This window comes from uncultured Microscilla sp., assembly GCF_947493425.1.
Classification (GTDB): Bacteria; Bacteroidota; Bacteroidia; order Cytophagales; family Microscillaceae; genus Microscilla.
Window position 1 is genome coordinate 1 of sequence record NZ_CANLRP010000070.1, and the last position, 12,932, is coordinate 12,932.

General features: G+C 35.7%; 7 protein-coding genes. 3 read left to right on the forward strand and 4 right to left on the reverse strand.

Annotated elements, in window-relative coordinates; genetic code table 11:
* Window positions 1-72 precede the first annotated feature (72 nt).
* A complete protein-coding gene (locus Q0954_RS17685) occupies window positions 73-2,010 on the reverse strand; it encodes a glycosyl hydrolase family 18 protein (protein WP_299458829.1) in 1,938 nt (645 codons plus the stop codon).
* Window positions 2,011-2,365: 355 nt separating this feature from the next.
* Between Q0954_RS17685 and Q0954_RS17690 the strand changes: the two genes are divergently transcribed.
* The 3 genes from Q0954_RS17690 to Q0954_RS17700 are packed head-to-tail and all read left to right on the forward strand — an operon-like array spanning window position 2,366 to window position 7,820.
* Window positions 2,366-3,076: a hypothetical protein gene (locus tag Q0954_RS17690; RefSeq protein WP_299458830.1), complete on the forward strand. Its 711-nt coding sequence runs from the start codon at window positions 2,366-2,368 to the stop codon at window positions 3,074-3,076.
* A gap of 41 nt (window positions 3,077-3,117) precedes the next feature.
* Entirely contained in the window at window positions 3,118-6,333 is a 3,216-nt protein-coding gene (locus tag Q0954_RS17695; protein ID WP_299458831.1) for an MFS transporter, read from the forward strand.
* A 41-nt stretch (window positions 6,334-6,374) separates the two neighbouring features.
* Complete coding sequence (locus Q0954_RS17700; protein WP_299458832.1) at window positions 6,375-7,820, forward strand: hypothetical protein; 1,446 nt, start codon at window positions 6,375-6,377, stop codon at window positions 7,818-7,820.
* A 150-nt stretch (window positions 7,821-7,970) separates the two neighbouring features.
* On the opposite strand, the gene Q0954_RS17705 is transcribed toward Q0954_RS17700, so the two are convergent.
* From Q0954_RS17705 to Q0954_RS17715, 3 genes are read right to left on the reverse strand one after another with little or no spacing between them, the layout of a single operon-like run.
* Window positions 7,971-8,702, reverse strand: coding sequence for a hypothetical protein (locus Q0954_RS17705; protein WP_045114720.1), 732 nt, complete (start codon window positions 8,700-8,702; stop codon window positions 7,971-7,973).
* A 15-nt stretch (window positions 8,703-8,717) separates the two neighbouring features.
* Window positions 8,718-12,473, reverse strand: a complete 3,756-nt coding sequence (locus tag Q0954_RS17710; protein WP_299458836.1) for a baseplate J/gp47 family protein — start codon at window positions 12,471-12,473, stop codon at window positions 8,718-8,720.
* 35 nt (window positions 12,474-12,508) lie between these two features.
* Window positions 12,509-12,919 (reverse strand): GPW/gp25 family protein, encoded by a 411-nt coding sequence (locus Q0954_RS17715; RefSeq protein ID WP_299458838.1) that lies wholly within the window; start codon window positions 12,917-12,919, stop codon window positions 12,509-12,511.
* Between the last annotated feature and the right edge of the window lie 13 nt (window positions 12,920-12,932).

A 12,932-nucleotide genomic window follows, 5' to 3' on the forward strand; every position in this document is an offset into this window, starting at 1 on the left:
GCCGCGTTTTTTGACCTCGCCTGACCAAAAAATATTTCCTTAAACTATAGAACTTTATTTTTGCATCGTTCCTTAGGGTAGTTCCCTTTCTGATAAAGATCGTCGTGTAAGCAATAGAAATACAATGGCACCAATAACAAATCCAGCCATTACCAATATAATAGGTGTAGTGTGTTTAAACTTGGTAAGCACTAATGTAATTAAGGCAAATGCCATAATTAAAAACAAGATAATGCCTCCTTTTAAGATTAAGTTTAAGCTACGCTTCAAACGACAACCATGCCTGTATATTACATAAAATCCAGCGAATGCAGGCCCTAATAATAATACAAGCATTGAGGCAAAATAAGAGGGATTTTGTAAAGCTTTTGCAGGGTTTCTTATCAGGCGCATGATCGAACTTCGTATTCTGGAGAAAAACCCTCTGGCTTTTATGTTAGACCCTTTTTTTTTGGCATCTAGTTTAGGCAAAGGTTTCGCTATTTTTGATGCCAATGCTTCCCATAATTTCACACTGCCATTGTCAAAGCCAAGTGCCCATATACCTACCCCTCCTATCTTTTTACTAATGATCCAGTCATATTTTTTAGCCAAAGACAAGCTGTCTTCATACCAAATCTGGTGATATTTTCCATCGATTTTGAATGGATAATACATCGACATGCTTTCGGGTTCTTCGTACCCTTCTGCGTTGCCCAAAAACTTTTGAATATCAAAATAAGTTCTGTATTTCACAAACTCACTGGCGCTCGCTGAACCTAATTTATCTGTGATCCACTCTCCTCCATAATAATTTACGGTAAGCAGTAATTTTTCAGCAGTAACACCAGAAGCAAGGTATTCATCCACTGCACGATCCATATCATAGTCCCACCATTTGCCACCCGACTTAATTATGCTTAAAGGGCCTGAAATATCTTGTGTTTTTTCGCCATAAAATTCATTCCCTGACAGTACAAAAAGATTTACGTATTTATCAAGTGCTCTTACATCGTAAGCATCATCAAAATTAATTGGAGGCAAAGAAATAGTAAGCCAAGAGTTTTTTACTGCTTTTCTTAGTTGTGACGATAAATCAAGTACAAACTCAGTAAACGCTTGTTTTTGATCGCTACCCAATCCCTCAAAGTCAAGATGAACTCCATGTGCTTCACGTTCTTTAAGTAAGGCTAAAATAATTCTGATAAAATTGGTTTGAGCCACTTGGTTGGTTAAAAAGGCCTTGTTACTCTCAGCCCCACCAAGGTATACACTCATTAGTACTTTAGTGTTGTATTTTTTAGCCTCAGTAATCATCTTTGTGCTTTTCCACTCTTTGATAGCCGCCGGATTGGTATAGGTACCACTGCCAGGGTCTAATTGATAAGAGAAAAAGGCTACTGCAGAAAGTAATGAGAAGTTATAGTTTTTATAAGCATCTTTCATCCAGTGTGGATGCCAACCAAAAGTTTTAAGTTTATCTTTTAGTTTATGCTTTTTATATTGATACAGGGGATGCTTGGACTTTCCAAATTTTAGCTTTCGCTGCAAGCCAGCCTGAAAACTTTTATCTTTGTTAGACTCTTGATATAGAAAATTGAGTACTTCTTGCTTGACAGACAAGTACCTGGAAGCAAAGTTAGTAGTGTCTATAGAGCGAATGGTATCCTTTTTTTCTTTAGGTTTTCCATCATCTGACAACTTTTCCATCTCAATAAAATGGCTTGGATCAAATACCGGGGTTGGTTTTTGCGTGGTTCCAGTTTCGCCAACACCACCAGGTACAAATGTTTGCTTTTTATCGTAAAATGTTCCGGTTTGGGTTGGTTTTTTTTCGTTAGCCTTCTCTGCATCAGCCTTGGCTTTCTGCAGTGCTTCTTGAGCTTTTTTTATACTATCAGCTTTAGCCTGTTTTGCTGCTTTGTTTTTTTGATCAACTGTTTCGTTTATTTTATCAACTATTTGGGCAACTACAAAGTTGTGGCAAGCAAATGAGATAAAGATTATGGTTAGTAATTTCTTCAATGCCATCAAAATAATATTTTTGGTTCGAAAAGATAAATTGAATTAAAGATTATCGTTATTAATTTGTTCACGGGAAAACTCTAATAACTTTAGTTGTTTGATAAACTAAGTCTTAAGAAATGATTTTGTAATAGTAATTTCTGTGCTAAATTCAAGGGAATTGAAAAAAGCATAATGCCTGATACAAAATTCGTGCTTCCTTAGCTATAAATTACTTTTTTTAAAAAAATGTTTGCTTGATGTAATGTTTTATATTCATATCTCATACAATTTCAAACCTTGTAATTTATATTTGTGCAAAAATAAATAAATCTAACCATAGAGTAACAAAATTCCCAATAAAAAAACATTAATTTGTGTTATGAAGAAGTTTTTTTTCTTAATTATACTATCATTTTTCGCTTTAGAGAGTGGTCAAAGTCAAGATTTACCAACTAATCCCCCCCAGCCACCTCCACCTTGTGCCAAAACTCTTGAAGAAATGGCAGTTAGTTATCGGGGTACATCGCTACAACAGATCGCTTATAAATTGTTTGCAATCAAGTACAAAAAAGACTGGGTTTTGGTGGTACTTGATGAGAAACAAAATTTCTATACTTTCAAAAAATCACCTGATGGAAATGAGCTTATTAGAAACTCTAAGTTATTTGACGATAATATATGTAAGCTAATTTCGAGCAACACATTAGATATAAAAATAAAACCTAAAACCATTGCTCAACTAGACTTGGCCTGCTACTACAAATTTAATCGTGCAGGTAGGCGCTTTTACAATTCACTGATTGCTCTGGATGACCCTAGTGCAGGTAAAGGTTTTTGGGATGCTGTAGCTGGAGTACTAGTGTTACCCGTCAAAGGACTTGCTTTTATATTTGTAAAGCCTTTCCAAAAACTTTTTGCTTCTAAAAAAGGGGCTGCACTTAAACAAGTAGATACAATCAAAAAACAAAAAGATAGTATTGATAAAAAAATGAAGGCGCTGGATAGTAAAAAGAAAAAACTAGACGACTTGTTAAAAAAGATGAAAAAGCTTGAAGAAGAACAAGCCAAAAAACTAGAACAAAAAAAATAAAAACCTTAACCCCTATTTAACAATCCCCATTCCCTAATGTTATGAGTCAGATCAGGCAACTAAATAAAGAAGTAATGCACCTCTCTATCTTTGGTAGTTTTATTGGAGCTGCATTGGCTTTTTATGATATTGGAGCTATCACTTTGTTTTTACAAAAGTTTAGCGCAAGTCAGTTACCAGAAGTTTTCATTATTTCCGGAATATCGAGTATGGTACTATCCGCCATATTTATCTATTCTCAGCCTTACTTCTCATTTTCGAGCCTAACCAATGGTTTTTTTATACTCATAGCGTTTACATTACTTGCTATATTTACCAGTGTCTACCTCAACCTACACCCCAACGCCATACGTTTTGCGCTTATATTCATGGGGCCTCTCAATAGTATTGCGTTATTGATATTCTGGGGCACATTTGGGCGTATATTTAATGTACAAGAAAGTAAACGACTCGCAGGAAAAGTAAGTGCAGGCTTGGCTATCGGGCAAATCATTGCGTTATTTGCCATTCCTCAAATTCTCAATATATCAGGCCTTTCTACTGTATTGCTGTTATTTCTTAGTGCTTTTTTTATTACAATAGCCACCACCTATTCCATTATAGGCATAAGCCGCCGCTACCGCTTTTTAAGTGTATTGAACGATAGCGCACAATTGATTAGAAGCACCAACAATGCATTTAAATTACTTAGCAACCGATTTGTACTATACCTGGTCTTTTTTGCTATTTTATCCATATTTGTTGCTTTGTTTTTAGACTATTGGTTCTTATCTGTTGCCGAAACAGTATACATACGCTCTGGCGAACTCGTAGACTTTTTATCAATATTTGGAGGAATTGTAGTATCAGCATCATTAGTTGTAAGCTGGTATGTGTATCGGTATGTGGTAAACCGTTTTGGACTAGCCCAAAGTCTTCGTCTTCACCCAATATTGCTTATTATTTTTATCTTCCTGACGCTGGCTGCTGCTTACGGATTAGGCTATACACTAGACGCCAAAAGGTTTATATTCTTTTTTATCCTGCTTATGACCAGTAAGTTTATCCACGACGTGCTAAGAAATGCCATTGTTTCACCTATTTATCGATTATATTTGCTCCCCATTGATGTAAGGCTAAGGTTTGACACCCAGGCTAAGCTGGAAGGGTTTGCACAAGATTTAGGTTTTTTTCTGGCGGGCATAGCCCTTTACTTGCTATCAATTTATACCAGCATATCTGCCATGGATAATATATACATTGCACTAGGATTGCTGGTCATATTGATTTTTATCATCAAACTAATGCACGGCGAGTATCAGCGAATTATTCAACAAAAACTAGGAGAAGAGCAAGAAAGTGAAGAAGTAGGCTTTATTACTCTACCAGAAAAAATTGTACAAGAAATAGATCATCGAGATGCACCTCAAATTCCAACGTTCTTAAATATTCTCAACATACTTGATCCTATTATATATAAGCAAGCCATATTAAAATTATTAACTTCAGAAGATGCTGTTATTCAAAAGACAGCTCTTATAGAAGCTTCTAAGTTTTGTATTTTAGACGCATTGCCTATTCTTGAAAAAATCATGGAGTTAAGGTATTTCTCAGTATTGGACAACGCAGAACTCATTCGTCAAACCTACGATACGCTTCAAGGAGCAAAGTTTCGCCTGGCAAAAATTAAGTATATCGAGCAACTTACCCAGTCAAAACTATTCCTCGAACGTGTATTTGGAGCTATTTTATGTACCTACGCTGATGATAGCATCAAAACAAAACTACTCAATAAGCTATTCCGTGATCCAGTATCACTGGTAAGGTATTATGCGGTAGCAGCATCGGCACATGCCAGCAACAAACAACTGCATAACTTTATGATAGAAAAGCTGGGCGAACCTCAGTACAGTAATGCTGCTTTTGCTGCAATTGTAGCCACTGGCGAAGAACTATTCCCCTCATTGGACTCTGCGTTTTATGCCACAGGACAAAAAGAAATTGTACAGTTGCGCATTGTACAAGCTTATGGTTGGGTAGGAAGTCAAAAAGCAGTAGACTTGCTGTTACCAAAGATCAACTACTCTAACCAAAATATTGCCTCTATGGCATTAGAAATGTTAGGTAGATGTGGTTATACAATTGAAGACTCAAAAGCAGTTCCTGTAATCATAGAACTCGAAGAGGTATGTGGAGTAATTATATGGAATATGGTAGCATCACAAGTATTAGACAATGCCAACTGTTCTGATATTCTCAAAAATGCTTTGCTTTCTGAAATTGATTATAACTACGAAAAAATCTACAGCTTGCTATCTTTATTATATGATACAAACAAAGTAGCACTCATTAAGAAAAACTTAAGCAGTGGAGACCCCGAAAAAGCTGAATTTGCTTTTGGGTTATTAGACATGATGCTAAAAGAAGAAATCAAACCTATGATTCTTCCAATTTTGAGCATTAGTGATTTCGAGGAAAAAATCAACCGTACTCGCTTTGTTCTTCCTACCAAAGAAACCATGGATAAAAAAGAGGTCCTCATAGCTTTAGTACAAAGAGATTATAAATGGGTAAACAAGTGGACAAAAGCCTGTGCAATTCGCGAATTATTGCAAGATGGTAGCGAAGATAATGTGGAACTTTTGGTATCCAACATTGTAAACCCTGACATTATCCTAAGTGAAATTGCCTGTGAAGCCTTGTATCAACTTGACAGAGAAAAATTTGAAATCTATGCACAAAGGTTTCAATTTAAAAACCAATACCTTACACTCAAGGAAGCCGCATCTAAAGTAGTAGCAGCCAATAATAATGATGCAAGCGAAAATAGTAACGAAGTAATAGCAGGGCAAAGCATTAGCAGCATTGCTCCTAACATGAAGTTTGACATTATCACCTTCTTTACGAGTATCAACGAATTAAAAAATATTCCAGGACTTGTACTCTCAGAAATAGCAAAAATTGCTACGTTACAAGAATTTGATGCCCAGAAAATAGTGATGATTTACGATAACATAGAAGACATGGACTACTATGTGATTTACTCAGGTGAATTTGTTTTGAAAAATAAAGAAAAAGGAGAGTTTGCCCGGTTTGGAGCAAAAGAAATGGCACATAACTGGCATTTTATCAATGAAACAATCAGTAATGTAGAGCTTGTAACTACCCAACCAACTTCTGTCTATAAAATATCTAAAGAGCTTTTTAACGAGTTGCAATCATTTCATGATGAAATTCCAAACTCAATTTTAGACTATACTAAGACCATTGTCGGTTAATTATTAAAAGGGCTTGATATAATTTCCAAAAATTGAATCTCATGAACTCAACGATTAACATTGTAACAGTTGATTATACTTCCGAAAACGATAAATGGCATAAAGCTTTCAAAAACTATTTGACCTATGCCTTAAGCGAAAAACATAATATTACCATATCTTGGCAAACAATTGAGCAAGTACTAAATAATACAAGAAGTGAAGAGACACCTACCCTTATTCTTGGCATTTACTCTACACAAAATATACAGGATCAACAATGGCAAGAACAAGTCACTCAGCTTAACGACTGGGGTAAACAATATAACAGTGCTCGTTTTTATAAAATTTTGCGAGAGATAGTAAAGGTTGATACTATTCCAGAAAATTCGGAGACAGCAAAACAAATCGCTTTTTATGCTCACGATACTAAATCAGGGGAACTCATCTCAGAAGAAGTATTGCTTTCAAGCAAAATTAACCAGTTTTTATTTAAAACTTTTGAACTAGCCAGAGACATAGCACTACAGGTAAAACAAATCGGTAGCAGTACTCAACAAATATCTGATTCTCCTGATGTAGCAACCAACACTCAGCAAACAGTCTTTTTGAGCCAAGTAAGCCCTCAATCGAGCCCTCTCAGAGAAAAACTTAAGCAAGAACTCATTAGCCAGGGGTTTAGGGTAATTCCAAGTATTAATTATTCTATTCATCCACCCACAGACATAAGAAGTGTTGTATACAACGACTTAAAACAGTCAGATCTTGTAATTCACTTGTTTGGAGAAGAAATAGACCACCGCCAAGATGGAGTAAATAACACAATTGAAGCTATTCAGAATGAAGTTTCGGCCAAATATTCGAAAGAACAGCAAGAAGATGATGAGAATGTTCGAAAGCGTATCATTTGGATAACTAATAGTAAATTAGACAATGAACAGTATAAACGCTATATTAACAACCTAAAGATAGAAGAAAACCTTCATATAGGAGGAGATATTTATAGGTGTACTATAGAAGAGTTAAAAGATATTATTTTAGGTAAGCTAAAACATGACAATACTATTAATAACGATGATGATACTATTGATTTGTCACAGGAATTTATAGAGGGTCAGGTGTACCTGATGCCTGATGTAAACACCACTAGTGATATGCACCTTTTCAAAACATTGTTGGAAGAACACGGCTTTAGTACTGTTTACCTTAATAATACTAAAACTCAACAAGAAGCAAAAGAACAAAATGAAGCTTTTTTATTTCAAAGTGAAGGAGTAGTAATTATTCATAACGAGCATAATATACGCTGGGTTCGCGCCAAAGTAAATGATATATTTAGGATAAAGAGTAAGGGAAGGAAAAAAGATTTTAGATTTAAAGTAGTATTATCTCGAACTATCGATCAATTGCCTCAAGAACCTATTTACAGGGATATTCAACTTGTACATCCTGAGGAAAAAGCAAACCTGGATTTTTTGGGAGCAAAAGTTTTAGAGAAGACGGAATAGGTAGCTGGTTAAAAAACTTAGTAATCTTTTACTTTAATAAAACGACAAACATAACTTATTCCATTAAACAGAATATTTAGCAGATGTACTGCTTCAAAAATGTAGTCCTATAAAGTATTTTGCTTCTTTGGAATGCTTTATTTTTGCACTTTACTTAGGGCTTTCATCCATCCATTTGTCAAACCATAAACTGGAAATGTAGTATTTCACATAAAACTCTCCACCATAGTTACAACGAGTACGCATTTCCAGATTGTACTTATAAGTCGTTCCAGTCCATCTCAACTGTATTTTATTACACTTTACGCCATAATAAGCCTGTGTAATGTTAATCTTATTCTTAGATTTACCAAACGTACTCAAAGCCATCGCGTGTATTACAGAATACTTACCGGTCTTTTTCTTACCAACACCAGCTGCTACCTCTAATATATGACACCCATCCAGTTCTGTAAGTACAGGGTGCCACTTTCCATCGGCAAGTACTTCTCCTTGATGAAAAGTACCTACACGCCCTATCATGCCTATAGAGCCGTTCACATCCAACTCATACTCAGGATCATTGTTATTTACCCCTACCCTTCCATCATTTTTTAGAGATACTACGCTTTCTCCCCGATTATTGTTAATATCAAGGTTGGCTGTTCCACTGTCAATCTCTATACTCCAGGCAGGGCTTTTATCTTCAATACTCTTAAAAAAGCTCATTAACTTTTTTGAACTACCAATAGGTGATAAAGTCAAACCATCATCAAGATTTTTAGACAAGCCATCATCCACTTTGTTAATCATGGAGTCGATTAAATCATTAAAGTGGCGTTCTGAAGGCATTTGACCTTTACGGAAAAAGCTTTTAAGTGTATCTCTGTTCTGTAGCGACATTGCTGTTAATCATTTTTATTCTTGTATAATAAAATCACTGCCTAATTCCAGGTCATCAATACCTGCTTGTGAAGGCTTAAATTCAACTCTTTCATTCAATATAGTAATCTGATGATCCTCAGAAGGAATCAATACAGACCAAGGTTTAGTAGCCTTGAGGAAAGATTGTTCATCGCCTGCGCGTGCAGTATCAAGTAGTACAAACTTACCCAAAAAGTCTTGAGCAACCTGAATCATTGAAAACTTTGTAATAAAATCTACATAAGGCAATGTTCTCATAAAACTCAATACATCAGATATATTGATCTTTCCACCGAGTTCTACTGTACCTTGATTGGCCATCAAACCACCTATCAGGTATTTATTTAATTCTTCGTTCAGCTTTTGAATATAAAAGCCATAATTGTATCCTTCTGCCAGCTTAATTTCACAAATAATTTTCAACCTTTCATACGCAGGGTTCCTGATCTCAAGTTGAGTAAACGGTGAAATAAACTTTTGTAAATAAGCTTTAATATCATATAGCAGATCACTGCTGGCTTTAGGCTCTAAGGATTTACTGCCTTTAGTTTCAGGAACAACAACCAATAGTACACTACCTGGTGCATCCAAATTTTTACTTGACATATTGGGCAAACAGGTGGCTTTGTATACAGCAGGAAACTTTTCAAGAATCAAACGCTCATAGTCCCAAGCTGTAATAGCCCTTTGCTTATGGTTTAGGCGCTCACTAATACGTGTATAAAATTTCTCCTCTTTTTCTGTTGGCTGTCCTCCAAAAGACTCCAGAGGTTGTATAATGTCCTGAATACCATTAATACTGCCATAAGGGCGGTCAATTGTAAAGGCAGGCAAAGGTTTTTGTAAGTGGCTACCCATATCTTCGTTCGGTATCAACTTGGCAGTAGTTACCTGAGTAGATATATTTTGCACCCTTGATACAGTTTCAATATTTTTAATTACGGATACTTTCAGCCAAAACAAATTTCCATCCAGAATAGTATTTCCTTTTTGTATGCCATAAGGAAGTTCTATGAGTATAATCCCAGTATTTATAAAACCATTAGTTTCATCTTTCAATATTTTTGAAGGAGATAGCACTTGCCACTCATCATTCACTAAATAGCTCCACTCAATTACAGGAGGATCTTCCTCTGAAGAAATAGTAAAACCTTCTGCCATGTCAAACATTAATGACACCGTTTGTGGGGGGTTTAAGTTGGTAAAACCAACTAATAAACTTCCTTCAAAATTAAATTCTGGTAATAAAGGAGTAATCTGCTTAGAGCTATCTGGATAAACCAACTTATCTCCAAAAGGATAGATGTGATAAAACTGCCCACGGCTATTATCCTCGTTTTTCTGGGAACGCTCATGCAGGGTAATGGCCGACGAAGATGAATAGCTCAAAGTCAATTTACGCACTTGTGGGGCCATTGGAATATTAGGCATTTGCAAAGGCTTCGACTGCGCAATACCTTTTTTAATGTTACCCACAATGCCTCCACTAGCATTTTGCATAGCAATATCAGAAACTATGGCTGGGTATACCTTATGACCAAAAGCTTCTGGTGGGTTAGTAAGTTCTAGCCTAATAAAACCACGACTGGTGGTGTTATCATAGTCTAAGTCGTCATTTATATCCTTATAGTTAGGCGGTAACTTAATTTTAGATATATCTATATAATCAATTGATGTTTCTTCTGCTAACTTACCTTGTGGCTGAGGCTCGTTGGGATGCACCCCTTCTTCTTCTGTTCTAAACAGTTTAAACATTTGGCGTTTTTCACCTTCCTCCGGATACCATCGCCCATTGTCCAATATGGATAGTTTTGCTTCAAAAACATTGTTATCAATGTCTAATCCAGTATAATTTTCATAATAACTATGAAAGCCACCATTATCTTCTGGCAAGTTGAACCATTCAAAGGTAATGGCTAGATCATCTAAAGGTTTTTGAAATATTTCACTCTTACCCACTATTAAATATGCCCCCCTATTTGGCTGGGCACCAAAAGGGTAAAAGGGGTTTGCGGGGCTTATGGCACCTTCCTGATTGTACATCAGTAAATCCTTTACTTCGCTTACTTTAGTTTCAATATTGATTTGATCTAAAGCCAAGGCATCGAGTAAAGAGTAGCCATATATATACGAATTACTGTTTAGAACCACTTTAACCAAAGGCAGTTCAGCCTTAAAGTTACCAACGTGTAGCTCAGGGTTATAGTGTACCCAGGCAGGTTCAGAAGGTTCCAGATCGAAACGTAAAACAAGCTGGGCATTCTCTTTATCACGGGTAACTACATACTTTGATACTTGATGCCATTTTTCTTCGCCTGTGATATAAATAAGAAAAGCATCAATAAAACTTTTAATAAAAACTTCTTCTTCTGTATCTTCTGTAGTATGGCTAATATCCGCCAAGTACTGGTTTAAGTTTTTATAAGACTCTTGGTCAAATTCAAAAGTAATGCTTACTTCTCGTTTACCTTCGCTCAGTAAAAAACTGGGTGATGCTATTACAAAGCCTACTTCCGCATCTTGCATTGTTTTTTCATAAACACTTTTATACATTTGGCTTTCACCAAAAGTAGGGTAGTTTTTTTGAATCAATGTTTCAGCAGAAGGAATTACTTCGTTGCGCGGAATATCAGACGATAGTATGTTGGTAATTAACTTCTTAGGAATACCCCGTATATTTAAAAACCGTTTGTCTATAAATATGTTTTTAAGGGTATGAACCTTGGCTCTGTTTACCTGCATCGGCAGGTCTACTTCATACAAAATACTTTCACCACTTTCATACTCTCCTGCAATCAATTTCTCACCTGTCTCTATATTAGAAAATAAAGCATTGTCAGCAATATCAAACGTTAAGTATACATTATCGTGTATTGGAGACTTTGGAGCTTGGCGAAGCACCGTGCGATAATAAAAATCTACATATTTTTTAGATAAACTATTCAGGTTATCTTGTGCTACTCCATATAACTTAAGGAAAGAAATGAGAAGGGCTATTTCAGGATAATGAGTGTCATTGGCAAACGATTGGGCAATATAATCATCCGCTTTTTTCTTAAAATAAATCAAAGTTTCATAAAAAGCCTGAAACACTCCATCTAGCTTATATGACAAAGACTGTACTTTTTCTTTGATAGATGCTCCGGCAAATACACTTTCTACACTGTGTGTCTCTTCTTTGTCAAGTTCCCAGTAAAAACTAAATGAACTATAGTCTAGCCCTACCTTTGTATCCAAAGCGTCTTCATGACCTGCCAAAAAATCATACACTTTTAGTTTTTGTAAAGCAGGAGCCAACTTAGTAGAGATAGCATTAAAAATGTCGTCACGAACATTTACTTGAATATTTGCAAAGTGTTCAACTGACTTCAGTTCCATTAACCAGTGTTCAAACAAAGATGCTAAATAGTGGATTTCTTCAAAACAAAGCCTCAAATATTGCAGTTTTTTATCTTTGCGTTTAAAGTAGTTGGCTTTATCCAACAATTTACGAAAACGGTTTTCTGCACGTATAGGATCCACTTGCTTGATTGAAGCAAGTACTATAATTTCATCATTCAAAAAGTCTGACCAATCACCATCAATTCTATTGTTTGTATCATAAAAATTGACCAGCTTGGAAAAGCTTGAGACAAAAAGCAGTAAATCTTCTAATGACCTTTCGTCTAATTTTATATAATCAAAATCTAATCCATCAAACAGGCGTGAATCCTGGCTAGTACTATATCTACCGTTTTGTATTGTATCCATTACCAGTATTTATTTATCAACTATAGGTAAGCTATTTATAAATCAGTTCCTTCTATTATATAATATGGATATACCATATTGGTTCGGGTATTGGTTTTTCGAATCGTATATACCAACGTCACAAGTAACAACCCTTCCTCTTCAGCATCTTGTACTACATTTACTTCTTCTAAACTTATACGAGGCTCAAAGTTGAGCACTGCCCGGCGAATAGTTTCTTTCAAATAAGTAGTCGTATTCACATCAATAGGCTCAAAAATCATAGATTGAATATCGCTTCCATAATCTGGATATATGATTCTTTCGCCTTGTTTGGTTGACAATAGCACAAATAAACTTTGGCGAATGTCTTCCTCCTCAGAAACCATCTTTACACTTTTAATACGTTTATCAAAAGTGGGGGGAAACGCCCACCCTATACCTAAGAATGTTTTTTTATGTTTCATTTTGTTGCACCTT